Source organism: Hyphomicrobiales bacterium (assembly GCA_016710435.1).
Lineage (GTDB): Bacteria > Pseudomonadota > Alphaproteobacteria > Rhizobiales > Aestuariivirgaceae > Aestuariivirga.
The window spans coordinates 3058870-3078358 of record JADJVV010000001.1; the positions used below are offsets into that span (position 1 = coordinate 3058870).

The 19489-nt window shown below is 63.1% G+C and carries 22 protein-coding genes; 16 read left to right on the plus strand and 6 right to left on the minus strand.

Annotated elements, in window-relative coordinates; all coding sequences use genetic code 11:
* Positions 1-251 precede the first annotated feature (251 nt).
* Positions 252-1529 carry a phosphopyruvate hydratase gene (eno, locus tag IPM06_14900; protein MBK8771710.1) on the plus strand — a complete coding sequence of 426 codons (1278 nt, stop codon included), beginning with the start codon at positions 252-254 and terminating at the stop codon, positions 1527-1529.
* A 98-nt stretch (positions 1530-1627) separates the two neighbouring features.
* Here the strand turns inward: eno and IPM06_14905 are convergent, their stop codons facing one another.
* The 4 genes from IPM06_14905 to IPM06_14920 form a co-directional block, all read right to left on the minus strand.
* Positions 1628-2983 carry a HAMP domain-containing histidine kinase gene (locus tag IPM06_14905; GenBank protein ID MBK8771711.1) on the minus strand — a complete coding sequence of 452 codons (1356 nt, stop codon included), beginning with the start codon at positions 2981-2983 and terminating at the stop codon, positions 1628-1630.
* Positions 2980-3645, minus strand: coding sequence for a response regulator transcription factor (locus IPM06_14910; GenBank protein ID MBK8771712.1), 666 nt, complete (start codon positions 3643-3645; stop codon positions 2980-2982). Before IPM06_14910 ends, IPM06_14905 begins: the two co-directional genes overlap by 4 nt.
* A gap of 6 nt (positions 3646-3651) precedes the next feature.
* Entirely contained in the window at positions 3652-4074 is a 423-nt protein-coding gene (locus IPM06_14915; GenBank protein ID MBK8771713.1) for a hypothetical protein, read from the minus strand.
* Positions 4075-4264: 190 nt separating this feature from the next.
* A complete protein-coding gene (locus IPM06_14920) occupies positions 4265-4681 on the minus strand; it encodes an Rrf2 family transcriptional regulator (GenBank protein MBK8771714.1) in 417 nt (138 codons plus the stop codon).
* Between the two features lie 125 nt (positions 4682-4806).
* Here IPM06_14920 and IPM06_14925 point away from each other — a divergent pair, with 125 nt between their 5' ends.
* From IPM06_14925 to IPM06_14980, 12 genes are all read left to right on the plus strand, one after another.
* Positions 4807-5109, plus strand: a complete 303-nt coding sequence (locus IPM06_14925; GenBank protein MBK8771715.1) for a septum formation initiator family protein — start codon at positions 4807-4809, stop codon at positions 5107-5109.
* Positions 5110-5215: 106 nt separating this feature from the next.
* Entirely contained in the window at positions 5216-6265 is a 1050-nt protein-coding gene (gene pdhA, locus IPM06_14930) for a pyruvate dehydrogenase (acetyl-transferring) E1 component subunit alpha (protein ID MBK8771716.1), read from the plus strand.
* 15 nt (positions 6266-6280) lie between these two features.
* On the plus strand, positions 6281-7660 hold the full coding sequence (locus IPM06_14935) for a pyruvate dehydrogenase complex E1 component subunit beta (GenBank protein ID MBK8771717.1): 1380 nt from the start codon (positions 6281-6283) through the stop codon (positions 7658-7660).
* A 121-nt stretch (positions 7661-7781) separates the two neighbouring features.
* Complete coding sequence (locus IPM06_14940; GenBank protein ID MBK8771718.1) at positions 7782-8138, plus strand: DUF5076 domain-containing protein; 357 nt, start codon at positions 7782-7784, stop codon at positions 8136-8138.
* A 23-nt stretch (positions 8139-8161) separates the two neighbouring features.
* Positions 8162-9493: a pyruvate dehydrogenase complex dihydrolipoamide acetyltransferase gene (locus IPM06_14945; GenBank protein MBK8771719.1), complete on the plus strand. Its 1332-nt coding sequence runs from the start codon at positions 8162-8164 to the stop codon at positions 9491-9493.
* Positions 9494-9560: 67 nt separating this feature from the next.
* Positions 9561-10199 (plus strand): SGNH/GDSL hydrolase family protein, encoded by a 639-nt coding sequence (locus IPM06_14950; protein ID MBK8771720.1) that lies wholly within the window; start codon positions 9561-9563, stop codon positions 10197-10199.
* 140 nt (positions 10200-10339) lie between these two features.
* Complete coding sequence (gene lpdA / locus IPM06_14955) at positions 10340-11779, plus strand: dihydrolipoyl dehydrogenase (protein MBK8771721.1); 1440 nt, start codon at positions 10340-10342, stop codon at positions 11777-11779.
* A 77-nt stretch (positions 11780-11856) separates the two neighbouring features.
* Entirely contained in the window at positions 11857-12114 is a 258-nt protein-coding gene (locus IPM06_14960) for a GlsB/YeaQ/YmgE family stress response membrane protein (GenBank protein ID MBK8771722.1), read from the plus strand.
* A 29-nt stretch (positions 12115-12143) separates the two neighbouring features.
* Positions 12144-12413 carry a GlsB/YeaQ/YmgE family stress response membrane protein gene (locus IPM06_14965; protein MBK8771723.1) on the plus strand — a complete coding sequence of 90 codons (270 nt, stop codon included), beginning with the start codon at positions 12144-12146 and terminating at the stop codon, positions 12411-12413.
* Positions 12414-12435: 22 nt separating this feature from the next.
* Positions 12436-12687: a GlsB/YeaQ/YmgE family stress response membrane protein gene (locus tag IPM06_14970; GenBank protein MBK8771724.1), complete on the plus strand. Its 252-nt coding sequence runs from the start codon at positions 12436-12438 to the stop codon at positions 12685-12687.
* 7 nt (positions 12688-12694) lie between these two features.
* Positions 12695-13645: a lipoyl synthase gene (gene lipA, locus IPM06_14975; GenBank protein ID MBK8771725.1), complete on the plus strand. Its 951-nt coding sequence runs from the start codon at positions 12695-12697 to the stop codon at positions 13643-13645.
* On the plus strand, positions 13645-14115 hold the full coding sequence (locus IPM06_14980) for an SRPBCC family protein (protein ID MBK8771726.1): 471 nt from the start codon (positions 13645-13647) through the stop codon (positions 14113-14115). The genes lipA and IPM06_14980 overlap by 1 nt, the downstream gene beginning before the upstream one ends.
* On the opposite strand, the gene IPM06_14985 is transcribed toward IPM06_14980, so the two are convergent.
* Together IPM06_14985 and IPM06_14990 are read right to left on the minus strand one after the other, a co-directional pair.
* Entirely contained in the window at positions 14088-14561 is a 474-nt protein-coding gene (locus IPM06_14985) for a CinA family protein (GenBank protein MBK8771727.1), read from the minus strand. The two genes, IPM06_14980 and IPM06_14985, sit on opposite strands and share 28 nt — an antisense overlap.
* Positions 14558-15730, minus strand: a complete 1173-nt coding sequence (locus tag IPM06_14990; GenBank protein MBK8771728.1) for a bifunctional 2-C-methyl-D-erythritol 4-phosphate cytidylyltransferase/2-C-methyl-D-erythritol 2,4-cyclodiphosphate synthase — start codon at positions 15728-15730, stop codon at positions 14558-14560. The genes IPM06_14985 and IPM06_14990 overlap by 4 nt, the downstream gene beginning before the upstream one ends.
* Positions 15731-15855: 125 nt before the next feature.
* Between IPM06_14990 and dusB the strand changes: the two genes are divergently transcribed.
* The 3 genes from dusB to ntrC are packed head-to-tail and all read left to right on the plus strand — an operon-like array spanning position 15856 to position 19464.
* Positions 15856-16869, plus strand: coding sequence for a tRNA dihydrouridine synthase DusB (dusB, locus tag IPM06_14995; GenBank protein ID MBK8771729.1), 1014 nt, complete (start codon positions 15856-15858; stop codon positions 16867-16869).
* Positions 16866-18002: a PAS domain-containing protein gene (locus IPM06_15000; GenBank protein MBK8771730.1), complete on the plus strand. Its 1137-nt coding sequence runs from the start codon at positions 16866-16868 to the stop codon at positions 18000-18002. The genes dusB and IPM06_15000 overlap by 4 nt, the downstream gene beginning before the upstream one ends.
* 1 nt (position 18003) lies before the next feature.
* Positions 18004-19464 carry a nitrogen regulation protein NR(I) gene (gene ntrC, locus IPM06_15005; protein ID MBK8771731.1) on the plus strand — a complete coding sequence of 487 codons (1461 nt, stop codon included), beginning with the start codon at positions 18004-18006 and terminating at the stop codon, positions 19462-19464.
* The last annotated feature ends 25 nt before the right edge of the window (positions 19465-19489 follow it).

The following is a 19489-nucleotide window of genomic DNA, read 5'->3' on the forward strand; positions in this document are numbered from 1 at the left end:
GGCCTTGCGCCGTCTCTGTTTCCATGTCGAAGGAGGCGCAGCGCCAGCAGGGTGAGGCATGGTTTGTCCAGTCAAACAGTCGCCCCGCCCCGCATTCCTTAGCAGATCGCAGCGCAGGCTGGAAGCAACGCCCCGGTCTGCCTGATGTGCGCCCCTCACCATGAGGTGCGCCCCTCAAAATTCTTGCAATCCCGGTCGAAGCTGCTCATAAGCGCCGCCGGACCAACGATTTGAGCGCCAAGGAGCCTTTCATGACCGCCATTCTGGACATCACAGCCCGCGAAATCCTCGACAGCCGCGGCAACCCTACGGTGGAAGTGGATGTGACTCTGGAAGACGGGTCTTTCGGTCGCGCCGCTGTTCCGTCTGGCGCTTCCACGGGCGCACACGAGGCGGTGGAACTCCGCGACGGCGACAAGTTCCGTTTCCTCGGCAAGGGCGTTTCCAAGGCCGTCACTGCCGTGAACGGTGAAATCTATGAAGCCCTCGCCGACCTTGATGCGGAAGACCAGATCGGCATCGACCGCGCCATGATCGCCCTCGACGGAACACCGAACAAGGCCCGCCTCGGCGCCAACGCCATCCTCGGCGTCTCGCTGGCCACGGCCAAGGCCGCCGCCGATGCCGCGGCCCTGCCGCTCTACCGCTACGTCGGCGGTGCCTCGGCCCGCATCCTTCCTGTTCCGATGATGAACATCATCAACGGCGGTGTTCATGCCGACAATCCCATCGACTTCCAGGAATTCATGATCATGCCGGTGGGTGCCCCCACCTTCAAGGAAGCGCTCCGCATGGGCGCGGAAGTCTTCCACACGCTCAAGAGCGCGCTGAAGAAGGCCGGACACAACACCAACGTCGGCGACGAAGGCGGCTTCGCGCCCAACCTGCCGTCTGCGGAAGCGGCCCTCGACTTCGTCATGCAGTCCATCGAGAAGGCGGGTTACAAGGCCGGACAGGACATCTGCCTTGCGCTCGATTGCGCCGCCACCGAGTTCTTCAAGGACGGCAAGTATGTCTACGTGGGGGAAGGCGTCACGCGCTCCATCAAGGAACAGGCGGAATATCTGGCGAAGCTCGCCAAGGCCTATCCCATCATCTCGATCGAGGACGGCCTCTCCGAGGACGACTGGGATGGCTGGAAGCAGGTGACGGACCTGATCGGCGCCAAGGTGCAACTGGTGGGCGACGATCTCTTTGTCACCAACACCAAGCGCCTGAGGGACGGCATCAGCAAGAAGACCGCCAACTCCATTCTCGTCAAGGTGAACCAGATCGGTTCCCTCACCGAGACGCTGGAAGCCGTCGAGATGGCACACAAGGCCGGCTACACCGCCGTCATGTCGCACCGCTCGGGTGAGACGGAAGATTCGACCATCGCCGATCTCGCCGTTGCCACCAACTGCGGACAGATCAAGACAGGTTCGCTCGCCCGCTCGGACCGGCTGGCGAAGTACAACCAGCTCCTGCGCATCGAAGAAGAACTCGGCCCCTCCGCCCAGTACCAGGGCAGGGCGATCCTCAAGGGCTGAAGCACAGGCCACCGAACCGCAAAGGCCCGCCGGAACCGGCGGGCCTTTCTGTTTGACCGACATCGTTTCGTTCAAATGTCAGGGAGAAATGGATTGCCTCAGTTCAACGCGGGCAATCCCACGCGCGCCTTCAGGCCGCCCGACTCCGCAGCTTCGAAGTCCAGCGTGAAACCGTAGACCTCTGCGAGGTCGCTGACGATGGAAAGGCCCAGGCCGGTTCCCGGCGCCAGCGCGTCCAGCTTCACGCCGCGGCGGGTGATGGTGGAAAGTTTCTCGGCTGCCACGCCCGGGCCGTCGTCCTCAACGGTGAGCATCTTGCCGTCGTGCATGATTTTCACCGCGCTTGTGGCATGCTTGCGGGCGTTGTCGAGCAGATTGCCCAGCAGTTCCAGCAAATCAGTGTTGTCGATGGCGAGATGCGTGCTGGAGGGAATGTCGACCGTCCACGAAATCGCATCTCCGCGCGGCGCCCGTTTCAGCGTTTCCACCACGCGTTCCGCTGCCGGCAACAGCGGCGAACGGTGGCTGCTGACGCCGGCCGCCATGCGGCTGCGGGCCAGTTCCCGGTCCACGAGATCGCGCATCTGATCGACAGCGAGGCGGATGTGGCCCGCTTCCTCCTTCTGTCCGCGGCCGGAGAGTTGCGCCGCCGTGTTTGTCAAGACCGTGAGCGGCGTCTTCAGTCCATGGGCCAGGTTTCCCGCCCGCTGCCGCGCCCGTTCAAGTTGCTTTTCGCGGGCCTCCACCAGGGCATTCACTTCGCTGACAAGCGGTGTCACCTCTTCGGGATGTGTGCCGATGATGCGCCGTGCCTCTCCGGTGCGCAGCGCCTCTACCGCCTGCTTCAGGATGTGCAGCGGCCGCAGTCCCAGGAAAATCACGAGAAGCACCGAAGCCATCAGCGCGCCATAGAGCAACGCAAGACCGGCGATCAGCGGGCGGCCGAAACCGGACACGGTATCCTGCACGCGCGCCCGCTCCATGGCCACGGTGATGACAAGCTTGTGCTCCTTGCCCGCGGCATCCGGCAGAAAGATCAGTTTCTCGAGGCCCAGCACATCCGCACCGCCCGGACCCCGGAGAATGTGCGCGTGATCTTCTTCCGGCTCAGAAGGCGGTGTCGGCACGGCAAAGCTCTCGTCCCACATGGAGCGTGAGCGGAGCGGCGGCTGGCCCTGTTCATCGACCTGCCAGTACATGCCGCCCTGCGGCTGGGAGAAGCGCGGATCGCTGAGCGCCGACGTACTCTGCAGCTTGCCGGTCGCGTCGTAGGAGAGGGACGTCACGAGTTGTTCGAAATGCGTGGTGAGTTCCCGCACCACGAAACGGTTCACATGGTTTTCAAACAGGTATGAGAAAGCCACGCCCGCGATGATGAGCAGCACGCTGATCGCCACCGCCGCCAGCAGCACCAGTCGAAAGCGCAATGCCCCGCCGCGCAGCAAGCCCGTCATCCCGCCTTCAGGGCGAGGCTGTAGCCAAAGCCGCGCTTGTTTTCGATGATGCCGGCACCCAGTTTGCGCCGCAGCCGGCTGACCAGAGCTTCGACCGCATTCGGGTCGCGCTCATGGTTCACGGCGTAAAGTTTCTCGGACAATTCCTCCTTGCTCACCTGCTCACCCGGATGAAGGGCAAGGTGATGCAGCAGCCGGAATTCCAGTGGCGTGAGTTCGATGTTGCGCCCATCAAGCGTCGTCTTGCCTGCCTTGAGGTCCAGCCTCAGCCTGTCCACTTCGAGCACCGAGGAAGCAAGCCCGCCACTGCGCCGGATGATGGCCCGGAGCCGCGCCAGCAATTCTTCCATTTCGAACGGTTTGGGCAGGTAGTCATCGGCGCCGGTATCGATGCCATCGACGCGTTCCGCCCAGGTGCCGCGCGCCGACAGGATGATGACAGGGGTCTTCAATTCTTCCGCCCGCCAGCGCCGCAACACCGACAAGCCATCAAGTCCGGGCAAGCCGAGATCGAGGATGATGGCGGCGTAGTCCTCCGTCGATCCCTTGAACCAGGCGTCTTCGCCATCGGGCGCAATATCGGCTACAAATCCGGCTGATGTGACCGCCGCGGCAACAGCCTTGGCGACGGTGGCTTCATCTTCGGCAATCAGGACACGCATGGGGAATTATCGCGTTTGCAATGTGAGGGCATCAAGGCGAAGGCGCACAACCTTGCCGGACGACTGGAGAATCTTGACACGGTACTGATAACTTCCAGACGACCGCTTGAGGTCCACATCGAGCACCTTGCCCGGATAGGACTTCTTCAGAAAGGCCATCAGGGCGCTGAGCGGGACGGCCTTGCCTTGGGAAACGGCATCCTTCGCCTTGTTGGCCTCGGACGAGCCGTTGTCCTCATCCTTGTCATCGTCATCGTCGCCCTGGCTGTTGGATGAGTTGTTACCGGACCCGCTGCCGCTGCTATTCGATCCCCCTCCGCCACCCCCGCTGTCATTGTCACTGGCGAGGACGCGGACCGGTGGCGCCAGCACGTTCGCCCCCAGGACGAGGGCGGTAATGAACGAGCGGCGGGTGAGTTCAGTGGACATGTCCGGCGGGCAATTGGAAAGGGTGGAACCAGGCCAAGCTCGCTCTCGAGACGGCAGCTCAGGTGAAAACGCTCAAGACCTGGTTCCGAGGGTACACGGCAAGGCTTGAGACAATCAAGCATCGCCGGTAAGTCGATTTCTGCCAGATCATGGCTGACAAACGACTGGCAAAACCCGGTTGTAGAACGATTTAGTGGATCGCCTGGGAGACATCGTCCAGCGTCGTGAGCTGGAGTGACATGGTCATCGCCGATTCAGCCGCGCGCAATGGCGGCGAGAGCACCTTGCTCAATTGTGCTGCAACCGGGCAGGCCGCCTCGGGATCCAGCTTGTGCATGCGGAACACGGCTTCGTCTTCCACCGCGCGATAGACATCCGCCAGCGTGATCTGCGGGGCAGGGCGCGCGAGGCTGAAACCTCCGGAGCGCCCCGACGTTGAGGCCACGAGCGATGCCTTTTCGAGTTCCGACATCAACCGGCGGATGACCACCGGGTTGGTGTGGACACTCTGCGCAATCATGTTGGAGCACACCGGACCCTTTCCCGAGTTGCGGGCGAGGACCGAGAGGGCATGAATTGCGACGATGAAACGGCTGGAGGACAGCATGGTGTTCCATAAATGTAACTTCTGGCGGGAAAATCAAGCACCATCGCACACGCGCAATGTCGCAAGCGACGAATGCGCGCAATGGTTTACGGACTGTTAAGAATGCCCGCGGCATGTTTGGGGGCATGATCAGGCGCATCCAGAGATTCGACATGCTGGTAACGCTGGGGTGCCTCGTGCTTCTCAGCTACTTCGCCTGGCATGGCATGAAGGGCCCGCGCGGCTATGACTTCCTCGACGCGCTGCACGCCCAATCCGCCGGACTGATCGCCGATCTTGCTGCGGAGGAAGCCGAGCAGCACCGCCTGGAGGCCAGGGTGGCGCTGATGCGTCCCGAACGCGTGGATCCCGACATGCTGGAGGAACTGGCCCGCACGGAACTTGAGTTGTCGCGCCGCAACGAACTGATCGTCCGCCTGCACGACTGATTTCCCGTTTTCTTTCCGATGATTAACCGAAATCCGGTTAATTGCCATTTTCGCAAGTGCACACAAGCATTTAATGCTAAGACAAACCCACTGACGGAGGGTGTGCATGGCTGTGAAATCCGCCTATTTGGCCCGCAAGGGCGACAAGCCGCCAAAGGGCGCAAAGGCATCAGATCTCAAGAATAGCGGCTTCACCGCGGAGGAGGAAATCAACGCCTACCGCGACATGCTGCTGATCCGCCGTTTCGAGGAAAAGGCCGGCCAGCTCTACGGCATGGGCCTCATCGGCGGCTTCTGCCACCTTTACATTGGCCAGGAAGCGGTCGTCGTCGGCATGCAGATGGCGGCAATCGAGGGTGACCAGGTCATCACCTCCTACCGCGATCACGGCCACATGCTGGCCTGTGGCATGGATGCAGGCGGCGTCATGGCCGAACTGACCGGTCGCAAGGGGGGCATCTCCCGGGGCAAGGGCGGCTCCATGCACATGTTCAGCCGCGAGAAGAATTTCTATGGCGGCCATGGAATCGTCGGCGCCCAGGTGCCGCTGGGAGCAGGGCTGGCCTTCGCCAACAAGTATCGCGGCAACCCGAATGTCTCCATGGCCTATTTCGGCGACGGTGCGGCCAACCAGGGCCAGGTCTACGAAACCTTCAACATGGCCTCGATCTGGAAGCTGCCGGTGATCTTCGTGATCGAGAACAACCGCTATGCCATGGGCACGGCGGCAACCCGTTCCACCGCTGCCTCGGAAGCCCTTGGCGCAAGGGGCGAAGCCTTCGGCATTCCGGCCGAGCAGGTGGACGGCATGGACGTCCGCGCCGTCAAGGAAGCCGCCGACCGCGCCACCGAACACTGCCGCTCCGGCGAAGGGCCTTACATCCTTGAGATGATGACCTATCGTTATCGCGGACACTCCATGTCCGACCCCGCGAAATACCGCACCAAGGAAGAGGTGCAGAAGATGCGCGAGGAGCAGGACCCCATTGAGCAGGTGAAGGCCCGTCTCCTGAAATCCAAGCGCGCCTCTGAGGAAGACCTGAAAAAGATCGACGCGGAAATCCGCGACATCGTCACCAAGGCCTCCGACTTCGCCACCAACGATCCGCTGCCGGATGAATCCGAGCTGTGGACCGACATCTACGTGAACGCGTGAGGAGCGAGAAATAGAATGCCTACCATCCTCATGCCCGCGCTCTCCCCCACCATGGAAGAGGGCAAACTTGCGAAGTGGCTCAAGAACGTCGGCGATGCGGTGAAGCCGGGCGACGTGATTGCCGAGATTGAAACCGACAAGGCCACCATGGAGGTCGAGGCTGTTGACGAGGGCCCGCTGACTGCGATCCTGATTGCTGCCGGAACCGAAGGCGTGAAAGTCAACACGCCGATTGCCGTGATCGGAGAGGCGGATGCCGCAGCGCCGCCACCAGCCCATGCACCCGGCACGCTGCCCTACGAAGGTGCCGAAAGCCACACCAAGCCCCATGCGGAGATGCAGGCAACCGTCGCTGCCGTGAAAGCGTCACAACCCGCACCCGCCGATCCTGAAATTCCGGCAGGCACCGAGATGGTGCAGATGACGGTGCGCGAAGCCATCCGCGCCGCCATGTCCGAGGAAATGCGCCGTGACCCGGACGTGTTCCTCATGGGCGAGGAAGTTGGCCAGTATCAGGGCGCCTACAAGATTTCCCAAGGCATGCTGGAGGAGTTCGGCGACAAGCGCGTGATCGACACGCCGATCACCGAACACGGCTTCACGGGCATTGCCGTGGGCGCTGCCTTTGCGGGACTCAAGCCCATCGTGGAATTCATGACCTTCAATTTCGCCATGCAGGCGATTGACCAGATCATCAATTCCGCCGCCAAGACACTCTACATGTCGGGTGGGCAGATGGGCTGTTCCATTGTGTTCCGCGGCGCCAATGGCGCGGCGGCGCGTGTCGCCGCCCAGCACAGCCAGGATTACGCCGCCTGGTACGGCCACATCCCCGGCCTCAAGGTGGTGATGCCCTACACGGCAGCGGACGCGAAAGGCCTGATGAAGGCCGCCATCCGCGATCCCAACCCGGTGATCTTCCTCGAAAACGAAATCCTCTACGGCAAGAGCTTCGACGTGCCGAAGCTGGATGATTGGGTGGTGCCCATCGGCAAGGCACGCATCGCGCGGCCCGGCAATGACTGTACCATCGTCTCCTTCGGCATTGGCATGACCTATGCCCATGCGGCGGCCGACAAGTTGGCGGCGGAAGGCATTGATTGCGAAATCATCGACCTCCGCTCCATCCGTCCGCTCGACCTTGAAACGGTGCTGACATCGGTACGCAAGACCAACCGCTGCGTCTGCGTGGAGGAGGGCTATCCCCGCTTCTCGGTGACGAGCGAACTCGCCGCCGAAATCATGACACACGCGTTCGATTATCTGGACGCTCCCGTGGCGCGCGTGGCCGGCAAGGACGTTCCCATGCCCTACGCCGCCAACCTGGAAAAACTCGCCCTGCCGAACGTCGACGATGTTATCGCGGCGGTGAAGGGTGTGGTCTACGCAAACTAGGCTGTCACCCCGCATTCATTGCGGGGTGCCTATCCAACCTCGTGATGGGACAGCCGTCATTTTGAACAGTGGGTCCCCGGGGCGAGCCCGGGGATGACAATAGAAGAGAAGGTACACAGGAATGGCCAAGGGTCACGACCACGATCACCACGAACATCATCACCACGACCACTCCAAGGAAATCCATCCGCACCAGCTGCAGCCTCCCCATGAGGTGTTCCACGATCCGAAGGCGGGCGAAATTGCCCGCGCCTGGATCACCGGCGGACACCTGAGCCTGTCGCTGCATGCCATGGCCTTCGGCAAGGCCGACATCTGGGGCCATGTGCTTGCCGGGATGGCGGCGCAGGTGGCGGGCGCCATGGCCGAGATGGGCCACGGCAATACCGCCGGCAACCTTGAGGAAATCCGCAAGACGCTGAACGAAGGCCTCGCCAAGGCCGCCGCCCAGAACTCGGTCCTCGCCAACAAGTCATAAACCTTCCGCACACGGAGCATTCCATGGCCGCAACCGTTCTCATGCCAGCACTGTCTCCAACCATGGAGAAGGGCAAGCTTGCCAAGTGGCTCAAGAAGGAAGGCGACAAGGTGAAGAGCGGCGACATTCTCGCCGAAATCGAAACCGACAAGGCCACCATGGAAGTGGAAGCCGTGGACGAGGGCACACTGGGCAAGATCATGGTACCGGAGGGCACGGACGACGTGCTCGTCAACACGCCGATCGCACTGATCCTGGCTGAGGGTGAGAAGGCGGGGGATGTTTCCGTCGCCGCCGTCAAGCCGCCTTCAACCGCTGCGGCGAAAGCTGGCGGCGAAAGCACCGGAGGAGGAGCGGTGATCGTTGGCGGGGGAGGAAAGAGTCCGGCGCCTGCGGCCAAGGCCCAAGGAGACGAAGACCCATATCCGGCGGCGTCGCGCCTTTTCTCTTCGCCGCTGGCCCGCCGCCTTGCCAAGGAAAAGGGCATCGACCTCGCGGCCCTGAAGGGCTCCGGCCCCCATGGCCGCATTGTCTCGCGCGACGTGGAGAATGCCAAGCCAGGTGCCGCACCCGCCGCGAAACCTGCCGCGGCCCCGGTCGCTTTCGCCGCGCCGCCCTCCGATGCGCAAGTCCTGCGCAATTTCGCCGAAGGCTCCTACGACCTCGTGCCGCATGACTCCATGCGCAAGGTGATCGCCCGCCGCCTCACGGAATCGAAGCAGACGATCCCGCACTTCTACGTCTCGGTGGATGTGACGCTTGATCACCTGTTGGACCTGCGCGAACGCCTCAACGGCACGGCACCGAAGAACAAGGAGGGCCTGCCCGCCTGGAAGATTTCGGTCAACGACTTCATCATCAAGGCCATGGCCATGGCGTTGATCAAGGTGCCGGATGCCAATGTGTCTTGGACCGACAGCGCCATGGTGAAGCACAAGCACGCCGACATCGGCATCGCCGTGTCGATCCCCGGCGGCCTCATCACCCCGGTGGTGCGCAAGGCCGAGAGCAAGGGCCTCGCGCAGATTTCAACCGAAATGAAGGACTACGCCAAGCGCGCCAAGGACCGCAAGCTGAAGCCCGAGGAATACACCGGCGGCTCGTCGGCGATCTCCAACATGGGCATGCTGAACGTCTCGAATTTCGCCGCCATCGTCAATCCGCCCCACGCCTCGATCCTTGCGATCGGCACCGGCACACGGCGTCCTGTGGTGCGGGGCAACGACATCGTCATCGAACAGCAGATGACCATGACACTCTCGACAGATCACCGCTGCATCGACGGCGCACTGGGCGCGGAGTTCATCAACGCGATCAAGCTGTATCTCGAAGAGCCGGGGCTGATGCTGGTGTGAGGATCATGTCCGTGACGCCGAGCCGCACACGCCCAACCGACAGGTTGCAAGAGAACAGAGGGCCGTAATGAAATCCATTCTCGCATTCGGTGACTCGCTCACCTGGGGTTTTGAAGCTGGCACCTTCAGGCGCCATGCCTTCGAGAACCGCTGGCCCAACGTGCTCGCCGCCGGGCTTGGCGGAAAGGCCCGGGTGATCGAGGAGGGGATGAACGGGCGGACCACGGTGTTTCCCGATCCCATCTGCGAGGCGGAGCGCAACGGTGCCGTGGCTCTGCCCATGCTTCTCGCCACGCACCAGCCGCTTGATTTGGTTATCATCATGCTGGGCACCAACGACATCAAATATGCCAACCGTTGCCGCGCCTTTGATGCAGCCCTTGGCATGCAGCGCCTCGTCAACTTGGTGAAAAACCACGACTACAATGCCGACTACGCCGTTCCGCAGATTCTCCTGATGTCGCCAACGCATCTGGTGAAGACCAACGACGACTGGTTCAACGACCTTTGGGGCCACGCGCTTCAGGAGTCGCAGCTTTTCGCGCGGCACTACACGCGTGTAGCGGAGGAGAATGGCTGCCACTTCTTTGATGCGGCGTCCGTGGCCACCGCCGACCCGACCGATGGCGGGCATCTGGACGCAGCCAATACCCGCAAGATCGGCGAAGCACTGGTCCCGGTCGTGAAAGGAATTTTACAGATTTGACGCCCGCCGCCAAGGCAAGTCAGGAGACAGGCCGCCCGAACGGCTCACTAGTCACAAAACGCGATAGCCAAGCCACCTTGGGGAAGCTATAGCCGCCACAACAGATGTGAAAACTATTTTCAGGATTGAAAGAGGATACCATGGCAGACACCGCATTTGACGTTCTCATCATCGGCGCAGGCCCCGGCGGTTACGTCTCGGCCATCCGCGCCGCACAGCTGGGCTTCAAGGTGGCGATCGTCGAGCGCGAACACCTGGGCGGTATCTGCCTGAACTGGGGCTGCATCCCGACGAAGGCGCTGCTGCGTTCGGCGGAAATCTATCACTACATGAAGCACGCCGAGAACTACGGCCTCGCCGCCAAGGACATCAGCTTCGATGCCGCCAAGGTGGTGCAGCGCTCACGCGGCGTCTCGGGCCGCCTCAACATGGGCGTGAATGGCCTGCTCAAGAAGAACAAGGTGCAGATCATCTGGGGCGAGGCGAAGATCACCAGGCCCGGTGAAGTCGTGGTGGCCGACAGCAAGAAGCCCGTGGTGCAGCCGCAGAACCCGCCGCCCAAGGGCGTGGCCGGAGCGGGCACTTACACCGCCAAGCACATCATCGTCGCCACCGGCGCGCGCCCCCGCGTGCTGCCGGGACTCGAGCCCGACGGCAAGCTGGTCTGGACCTATTTCGAGGCCATGGTGCCGAAGGAGATGCCCAAGTCCATGCTCGTCATCGGCTCCGGCGCCATCGGCATCGAGTTCGCCTCCTTCTACAACGCCATGGGCGTGGATGTGACCGTGGTCGAGATCATGGACCAGATCATGCCGGTGGAAGACACCGAGATTTCGAAGATCGCCCAGAAGCAGCTGGAGAAGCAGGGCCTCAAGTTCAGGCTTTCGGCCAAGGTGGCGAAGCTCGACCGCAAGGCCAACAGTGTCACCGCGACGATCGAGGCGGGTGGCAAGTCCGAGCAGATCACGGTGGACCGCGTCATCGCCGCTGCAGGCGTCGTTGCCAACACCGAGAACCTCGGCCTCGAAGCCGTGGGGGTGAAGATGGAGAAGGGCTGCATCGTGACCGACGGCTTCGGCCGCACCAATGTCGCGGGCATCTACGCCATCGGCGACGTCGCAGGCCCGCCCATGCTCGCCCACAAGGCCGAACATGAAGGCGTCATCTGCGTCGAAACCATCAAGGGCCTTCACACGCACGCCATGAAGAAGGACCAGATCCCTGGCTGCACCTATTGCCATCCCCAGGTCGCGAGCGTCGGGCTTACCGAAGCCAAGGCCAAGGCGGCGGGCTTTGAACTCAAGATCGGCAAGTTCCCCTTCCTCGCCAATGGCAAGGCCATCGCGCTGGGCGAGGACCAGGGCCTGATCAAGACCATCTTCGATGCCAAGACCGGCCGACTCATCGGCGCGCACATGGTCGGTGCTGAAGTGACGGAACTGATCCAGGGCTTCGTCGTCGCCATGGGGCTGGAGACGACGGAGGAGGAACTGATGCACACCGTCTTCCCGCACCCGACCCTCAGCGAGATGATGCATGAAAGCGTGCTGGATGCCTATGGACGCGTCATCCACATGTGACCTGCGAGACCTTGAAGCGCCGGGGATGGGGGGCCATATGGGGGCCGCTCCGTTCCGGTTGCAACGAGGGGGATGACATGGACTCGAAGAACATCTTGATAGCCCTGCTGATCGGCCTGGTGGCCGGCTGGCTGGCGAGTTGGGTGCCGTTCACCGGCGGTGGCGGCGGCCTTGTTCAATATCTCATCAGCGGCGTGCTCGGCTCCTTTGTCGGCAGCTACGTGCTGCAAAAGGCCAACATCAATCTCGGCATTCACAGCGAAGTGGGCCGCGACATCGCCACGGCCACCATCGGCGCGGTGATTGTCATGTTCATCGCCAATATCCTCAACTGAAGGGAACACACATGGACCAGATCATGCAATTGGGCGGCGTCGGCTTCTGGGGCACGGTGCTGATCGGCATTCTCGCGGGCTGGCTGGCGGAGAAGTTCACCGGCTCCGACCACGGCCTCATCATGAATCTCATCATCGGCCTCGTCGGCTCGTGGATCGGTTTCTTCGTTGCCAACGCCGCAGGCATCCAATTGGGCGAAGTGTTCCACGGCTGGTTCTGGGGCAATCTCCTTGTATCCGCCGCCGGTGCGATTATCCTGCTGGTGGTGCTGAAGCTGTTCCGCGGCTCACGGCGCTGATTCTCAAAGAGAGGGACCACGAATGGAAGGCTACGGAATTATCATGCAGATCATCCTCGGCGGACTCGCCGGGTGGATCGCGGAAAAGGTGATGGGGTTCAACACCGGCCTCATCATGAACATCCTGCTCGGCATCGTCGGTGCCATCGTCGGCAACTGGTTGCTGGGCCTGTTGGGCCTCGGCCTCGGCGGCCTCATTGGCCAGCTCATCGTCGCGGTGCTCGGCGCCTGCGTGCTGATCTTCGTCTACCGCGCCGTCAGGGGACGTGGCTGAGCCTCCCATGGCGACCCTGATCGACACAACCGGCGGGGCCCGCCCGCGCCATCCGGAAAAAGCCCACAAGGCTGACACGCCGATCCTGCGCAAGCCGGATTGGATCCGGGTGAAGGCGCCGGGCTCCGCCATCTATCACGAGACCCAGAAGCTGGTGCGCGACAACAAGCTCACCACCGTCTGCGAGGAGGCAAGCTGCCCCAACATCGGCGAATGCTGGACCAAGAAGCACGCCACCTTCATGATCATGGGCGACACCTGCACCCGGGCCTGCGCCTTCTGCAATGTGCGCACCGGCATTCCCGATGCACTGGACACAGGCGAACCCGAGCGCGTGGCTGATGCCGTGGCGCGCATGGGCCTCACTCACGCCGTCATCACTTCCGTTGACCGCGATGACCTCGCCGATGGCGGAGCCGATCATTTCGTCCGGGTGATCAAGGCCATTCGCAGTGCCGCGCCATCGACGACAATTGAAATCCTCACGCCCGATTTCCTCAAGAAGCAGGGCGCCCTCGAAAAGGTCGTGGCCGCGAAACCGGACGTCTTCAACCACAACCTCGAAACCGTTCCGTCGCTCTATCTCAAGATCAGGCCAGGCGCGCGCTATTTCCATTCGCTCCGCCTCCTGCAACAGGTGAAGGAACTCGACACCTCGATGTTCACCAAGTCTGGCATCATGGTTGGCCTCGGCGAAACCCGCGAGCAGGTGATGCAGGTGATGGACGACATGCGCACCGCCGATATCGACTTCATCACCATCGGCCAGTATCTCCAGCCCTCGCGCAAGCACGCGCCCATCGACCGTTTCGTCACGCCGGAGGAGTTCAACTCCTACGAGACGATTGCCTATGCCAAGGGCTTCCAGATGGTCTCGTCATCGCCGCTCACACGCTCGTCGCACCACGCTGGTGATGATTTCGCGCGTCTCCGTGCGGCCCGCGCCGCACAACGCTGATGCCTGTCTTCCAGACCACGCGCCGTGTGACCGTTCCAGCCGATGTCGCCTATGCCGTCGCTGCCGATGTGGGTTCGTACCGCGAATTCCTGCCGCTGATGCAGCGCTCCACTGTCCGCGGCCCGCGCCAGGCCACGGCAGCGGGCGAGAGCTTCGATGCGGAACTCTCCGTGGCCTATCCCAAACTGGGTTTGTCCGAATCCTTTGTGAGCAGGGTGGAAACAGACGGAGCCAACCGCACGGTGAAGGCCACATCGCGCGATGCCCCTTTCAGGGCCATTGAAACGCTGTGGCGCATTTCTCCGGCGGACACAGGCTCCGATGTTTCGATCCGTATCGACTATGCCTTCCGCAATCCGCTCATCCAGTTGGCAGCGGGCGGTCTCATGGAAATGGCGATCCAGAAAGTGATGGCCGCATTCGAGGCCCGCGCCCTTGCCGCTCAGCGGAGCGCGTCCAGCAGCATCTGAAGCGCCTGCTGCACGGAGCCTTCGCGAATCTCCGCCCGTGAGTGCGGGCCGAAACGCCGCTCCACATGCATGATGCGCCCGCCCTTCACGGCGCTGGCAAAATGCACCAGTCCCACCGGTTTTTCCGCCGTGCCGCCGGATGGTCCGGCGACACCCGTCACCGCCACGGCCACGTTGGCGTTGGAATGCGTGAGCGCGCCCAACGCCATGTGCTTTGCCGTCGTTGCGGAAACCGCCCCTTGCGTTTCCAGCGTGATGGGTTCGACCCCCAGCATCGCCGTCTTGGCCGCGTTGGAATAGGTGACGAAGCCCCGGTCGAACACTGCGCTTGAACCCGCAATGTCGGTGATCGCAGCCGCCACCAAACCGCCCGTGCAACTCTCCGCCGTCGCGATCATCCAGCCGCGCTTGAGATAGGCCTCAACGACCTGGGCGGCGAAACTCATAGGGGCAGCCGCACGGTGGCCGTGGCGAAAGCGGCGATACCTTCCTTGCGGCCGATGGCCCCCATCTCCTCCGTCGTCGTGGCCTTGATGGCAATGCGGTCCGGCGCCACCTGCAGGAGGGGTGCGAGAACGGCTTTCATTGCCGCGATGTGCGGCCCCACCTTTGGCGCCTCAGCGAGGATGGTGATATCGGCGTTGGCCACAATGCCCTTGCGCGCCACCAGCAGTTCCATGGCCTTGAGCAGGAAGATGGAAGAGGGCGCTCCCTTCCACTGCGGATCGCTGGGCGGGAAGTGCTTTCCGATATCCGCCTCGCCGATGGACCCCAGAATAGCGTCGGTCAGCGCATGCATGGGCGCATCCGCGTCGGAGTGACCCTTGAGTTTCTCCGTGTACGGAATTTTGACGCCGCACAGGGTCACGCCGTCTCCCGGCTCGAAGACATGGAAGTCGATGCCCTGGCCCATGCGCACATCCGGCCGCTCCACGAACAGGCGTGCCGAGACATCCTTGTCGGCCACGCGCACATCATGCGCTGTGGTGAGCTTCTTGTTGGCCTGGTCGCCCGCGGTGATGTGCACGGGCATGCCGGCATATTCGGCCACGGCCGCATCATCGGTGAAATTTGTGTGGCCCTCCCGCGCCGCCTGGCGGTGGGCATCGAGGATCTTGGGGAAATTGAACCCTTGGGGTGTTTGCACGAACCACATTGAGCCCCGGTCCACCGTGCGCTCGATCACGCCGCCGGGTGCGAATTTCATCGTATCGGCCACCGGCAGCCCGGGGATTACCGCGTCTCCCCGGTCAAGTTCCGCAATCACGTTGCTGATCACCTGCGCGCTGATGAAGGGCCGGGCGGCATCGTGGATCAACACCCGCTCCGGCTTGAGGCCCGCAAGCGCTTCGATGCCGAGACGGCAGGACTCCTGCCGGTTGGTGCCACCAGCCACAGGCGCCGGGATCGCCAGCCCTTGAGTGGCCGCAGCGAAGAGGGCGTCGTGACCTTCGCCGATCACCGCCTGCACGTGGTTCACGAGCGGATGGGACAGGAATGCCTCCAGCGTCCAGCGAATGACCGGCTTGCCGCCAATCAACTGGTATTGTTTGGGGATTTCGCCCCCTGCGCGCAGGCCGCTGCCGCCCGCAACGATGACCGCTGCCACTGACATTCTTCTTCCCGCATAGCCAGTCACCTGCGGCATGGGAAGGTTGCCGGTATGAGATTTTCGTTGACGGTGCATCGCAACATCGTATTCTGCCCAAAACTTGAACTCACCAGAGTGTTGCACATTTTATGAGCATCTCCATCGGCTCGGTCCGTTTGCGCAATCCCGTCTTCCTTGCTCCCATGTCGGGCGTCACGGATGAAGCCTTTCGCACGGTTGCGCACGCCCATGGTGCGGGGCTTGTCGTCTCGGAAATGGTGGCCAGCGACGCACTCTTCCAGGAGCGGCCGGACATGGTACGGCGCGCCCGTGGTGCCGCGAAACTTTCGCCCTTCGTGATGCAACTCGCCGGCCGTGAAGCGAAGTGGATGGCGGAGGGCGCGCGCCTCGCACAGGACCTCGGCGCCGATGTGATCGACATCAACATGGGCTGCCCCTCCCGGCAGGTGACAGGCGGCCTGTCCGGTTCAGCCCTCATGCGGAACCTCGATCACGCCGTGAGCCTCATCGAGGCCACAGTCGGTGCCGCACAGGTGCCCGTGACGGTGAAGATGCGGCTGGGCTGGGATCACGACACCCTGAACGCTCCCGAACTGGCGCGGCGGGCCGAAAATGCCGGCGCACGGATGATCACCGTCCACGGCCGCACGCGCTGCATGTTCTATACAGGCAAGGCCGACTGGGCAGCCATCCGCGCCGTCCGCGAGGCGATCAGCATTCCCCTGGTGGCCAATGGCGACGGCGAAACCGCCGCCGATGCCCGCGCCATGATGCAGGCTTCCGGGGCTGACGCCGTGATGTTCGGGCGCTCCTGCTATGGCCGCCCCTGGTGGCCGGGCGTGGTGGCCGAAACCCTCGAAGCCGGAACGGGCAGGGCAGAGCCCACGCTCGATGAAGAACGCGACATCATGCTCTGGCATCAGGATGAGACGTTGCGTCTCTACGGTGCGGCCCTCGGCAACAAGACATTCCGCAAGCACCTCGGCTGGACATTGGCGCGGCTCGAACTGCGCGGCCACCTCGATGGCGAGCGCACGGCTGCCTTGCGCGCCACCCTTCTCTCCAACAAGGACAACGCGCAGGTCACGGCAGGCATTCGCGACACCTACGCCCGCATCCTGGATGATAGGGCCGCCGCATGACGCCCGCTGCCGACGCCGTGGCCTTTCCAATGGATCTGCGCTTTGTCGTTGATGCCTTGCCCAATCCGCTGGTGGTGCTGGATGCAGGCGACCGCGTCGTCGCGGTCAACACCGCAGCCGAGGATTTCTTCCAGGCCAGCTCCACGGTGTTGACGCGCCTTGGCCTTGCCGAGATCGTGCCGTTCTCCAGTCCTGCGCTTCAGTCCGTGCGGCAGGTGCGGGAGAGTGTCGGCGTGGTCAACGAATATGCCATTGCAATGGGCACACCGCGCCTTGGCGGTGAACGCATTGTCGACCTCCAGACCGCGCCGATCGGAGACGATGGCCGTTTCGTGATGATGATGCTGTTGCGCCGTTCCATGGCGCACAAGTTCGACCTGCAACTGTCGCACCAGGGCGCCGCCCGTTCCGTTTCCGGCATGGCGGCCATGCTGGCCCATGAAATCAAGAATCCGCTGGCGGGGATTCGCGGTGCCGCGCAATTGCTGGAACCCGCGCTCGGCGATGCCGACCGCAGTCTCGTCCGCCTCATCTGCGATGAAACCGACCGCATCCGCCAACTCGTCGACCAGATGGAAGTTTTCTCCGACGAACGCCCGCTGGAACGCCGCCCCGTCAACATCCATGTTGTGCTCGACCGTGTGAAGCAGTTGATGGTGGCGAGCGGCACGGAAGCCATCGTCATTCGCGAAGACTACGACCCCTCGCTCCCCGCGGTGCACGGCAGCTCGGACCAGCTTGTGCAGGTGTTCCTCAACCTTGCGAAAAACGCCGTCGAAGCCATGCGCCAGCAGGGGCCCACGGGCGAACTGCTCTTCACGACCGCATTCCGCCCCGGCGTGCGCCTCTCCGTGGCGGGGTCCAGCGAGCGCATCTCGCTTCCGCTCGAAGTCTGCGTCCACGACACCGGCCCCGGGGTTCCGGACGAACTCCTGCCGCATATTTTCGAACCCTTTGTCTCCAGCAAGCGCTCGGGCCGCGGGCTGGGTTTGGCGCTCGTCGCCAAGATCGTGCGCGATCATGGCGGCGTGGTGGAATGCAAGCCGCGCCAGCACAAGGGCACCACCTTCCGCGTTCTCCTGCCGCTCACGCCTGCCACCGAAAACGCGCCCCTCAACCTGGAGAGAAGCTGACATGGCCAACGGAACGGTTCTCATTGCCGACGACGACAGCGCCATCCGCACCGTCCTCACGCAGGCCCTCACGCGCGCCGGCTTCACCGTGCGCGCAACCGGCATGGCCGCCGCCATGTGGCGCTGGGTGAGCGAGGGCGAGGGCGACGTGGTGGTGACGGATGTGGTGTTGCCCGACGAGAACGCCTTCGATGTGCTGCCCCGTATCCGCAAGATCCGGCCCACGTTGCCCGTGATCGTGATGAGCGCGCAGAACACCATCATGACGGCGATCCGCTCGGCGGAACTCGGTGCCTATGATTACCTGCCCAAGCCCTTCGACCTCACGGCGCTGGTGCAGACCGTGGCCCGCGCCCTGGACCAATCCTCCAAGGCCGCACGGCCCGCCCCCTCGGTGCAGGGTGAACCGCTGCCCATCATCGGCCGCTCCTCTGCGATGCAGGACATCTACCGCCTCATCGCGCGCCTCACCCAGACCGATCTCACGGTCACGATCGTGGGCGAGAGCGGAACCGGCAAGGAACTGGTGGCGCGCGCGCTGCATGATTTCAGCAAGCGCAAGAAGGGACCCTTCGTTGCCCTCAACATGGCGGCAATCCCGCGCGAACTGATCGAGTCCGAACTCTTCGGCCACGAGAAGGGCGCCTTCACGGGGGCGGCCTCGCGCATGGCGGGCCGCTTCGAACAGGCCGAAGGCGGCAGCCTGTTCCTTGACGAAATCGGCGACATGCCGATGGAGGCGCAGACCCGGCTGCTGCGCGTGCTGCAACAGGGCGAATACACCACCGTCGGCGGCACGACCCCGATCAAGACCAACGTCCGCATCATCTGCGCCACTCACCGCGATCTGCGCCAGCTGATCAATCAGGGTCTGTTCCGCGAAGACCTGTTCTACCGCCTGAACGTCGTGCCGCTGCGCCTGCCGCCGTTGCGCGAGCGTACCGAGGACATTCCCGATCTCGTTCGCCACTTTCTCGTGCGGGCCGAAAAAGATGGCCTTCCGCGCAAGGACATCGCCCCGGACGCCATGAACCGGCTGTTGACGCACCGCTGGCCCGGCAACGTGCGCGAACTGGAGAACCTGGTGAAGCGCCTCCTGGCCATGGAGGTGGACGACGTCATTCCCCTCTCCGCCGTCGAACGGGAGCTTGCCTCCATGCCACCGCTGCAGGCGCTTGCCGCCAACAACGGCGGGGCAGGCGCAGACCCGGACTTGCCCGGATTCGTGGAAGCCCACCTCGCGGATTATTTCGCAGGCTTCGGGCAGGGCCTGCCGCCCGCTGGACTCTACGAACGCATCCTTGCCGAAATCGAGCCGCCGCTGTTGCGGGCCGCCCTGGCGGCGACCCATGGCAACCAGCTGCGCGCCGCCGATCTCCTCGGCATCAACCGGAACACCCTTCGCGCCAAACTCAGAGAGCGGAAAGTCGTTCCAATGCGGGGTGTTATGGCGTCCTCCTGACCCATCACGTGAAGCAGATGGCCGT

Bases quoted from the DNA above. Each gene is read 5' to 3' on its own strand.
- eno (MBK8771710.1), top strand. From the start codon at position 252: ATGACCGCCATTCTGGACATCACAGCCCGCGAAATCCTCGACAGCCGC.
- IPM06_14905 (MBK8771711.1), bottom strand. From the start codon at position 2,983: ATGACGGGCTTGCTGCGCGGCGGGGCATTGCGCTTTCGACTGGTGCTG.
- IPM06_14910 (MBK8771712.1), bottom strand. From the start codon at position 3,645: ATGCGTGTCCTGATTGCCGAAGATGAAGCCACCGTCGCCAAGGCTGTT.
- IPM06_14915 (MBK8771713.1), bottom strand. From the start codon at position 4,074: ATGTCCACTGAACTCACCCGCCGCTCGTTCATTACCGCCCTCGTCCTG.
- IPM06_14920 (MBK8771714.1), bottom strand. From the start codon at position 4,681: ATGCTGTCCTCCAGCCGTTTCATCGTCGCAATTCATGCCCTCTCGGTC.
- IPM06_14925 (MBK8771715.1), top strand. From the start codon at position 4,807: ATGATCAGGCGCATCCAGAGATTCGACATGCTGGTAACGCTGGGGTGC.
- pdhA (MBK8771716.1), top strand. From the start codon at position 5,216: ATGGCTGTGAAATCCGCCTATTTGGCCCGCAAGGGCGACAAGCCGCCA.
- IPM06_14935 (MBK8771717.1), top strand. From the start codon at position 6,281: ATGCCTACCATCCTCATGCCCGCGCTCTCCCCCACCATGGAAGAGGGC.
- IPM06_14940 (MBK8771718.1), top strand. From the start codon at position 7,782: ATGGCCAAGGGTCACGACCACGATCACCACGAACATCATCACCACGAC.
- IPM06_14945 (MBK8771719.1), top strand. From the start codon at position 8,162: ATGGCCGCAACCGTTCTCATGCCAGCACTGTCTCCAACCATGGAGAAG.
- IPM06_14950 (MBK8771720.1), top strand. From the start codon at position 9,561: ATGAAATCCATTCTCGCATTCGGTGACTCGCTCACCTGGGGTTTTGAA.
- lpdA (MBK8771721.1), top strand. From the start codon at position 10,340: ATGGCAGACACCGCATTTGACGTTCTCATCATCGGCGCAGGCCCCGGC.
- IPM06_14960 (MBK8771722.1), top strand. From the start codon at position 11,857: ATGGACTCGAAGAACATCTTGATAGCCCTGCTGATCGGCCTGGTGGCC.
- IPM06_14970 (MBK8771724.1), top strand. From the start codon at position 12,436: ATGGAAGGCTACGGAATTATCATGCAGATCATCCTCGGCGGACTCGCC.
- lipA (MBK8771725.1), top strand. From the start codon at position 12,695: ATGGCGACCCTGATCGACACAACCGGCGGGGCCCGCCCGCGCCATCCG.
- IPM06_14980 (MBK8771726.1), top strand. From the start codon at position 13,645: ATGCCTGTCTTCCAGACCACGCGCCGTGTGACCGTTCCAGCCGATGTC.
- IPM06_14985 (MBK8771727.1), bottom strand. From the start codon at position 14,561: ATGAGTTTCGCCGCCCAGGTCGTTGAGGCCTATCTCAAGCGCGGCTGG.
- IPM06_14990 (MBK8771728.1), bottom strand. From the start codon at position 15,730: ATGTCAGTGGCAGCGGTCATCGTTGCGGGCGGCAGCGGCCTGCGCGCA.
- dusB (MBK8771729.1), top strand. From the start codon at position 15,856: ATGAGCATCTCCATCGGCTCGGTCCGTTTGCGCAATCCCGTCTTCCTT.
- IPM06_15000 (MBK8771730.1), top strand. From the start codon at position 16,866: ATGACGCCCGCTGCCGACGCCGTGGCCTTTCCAATGGATCTGCGCTTT.
- ntrC (MBK8771731.1), top strand. From the start codon at position 18,004: ATGGCCAACGGAACGGTTCTCATTGCCGACGACGACAGCGCCATCCGC.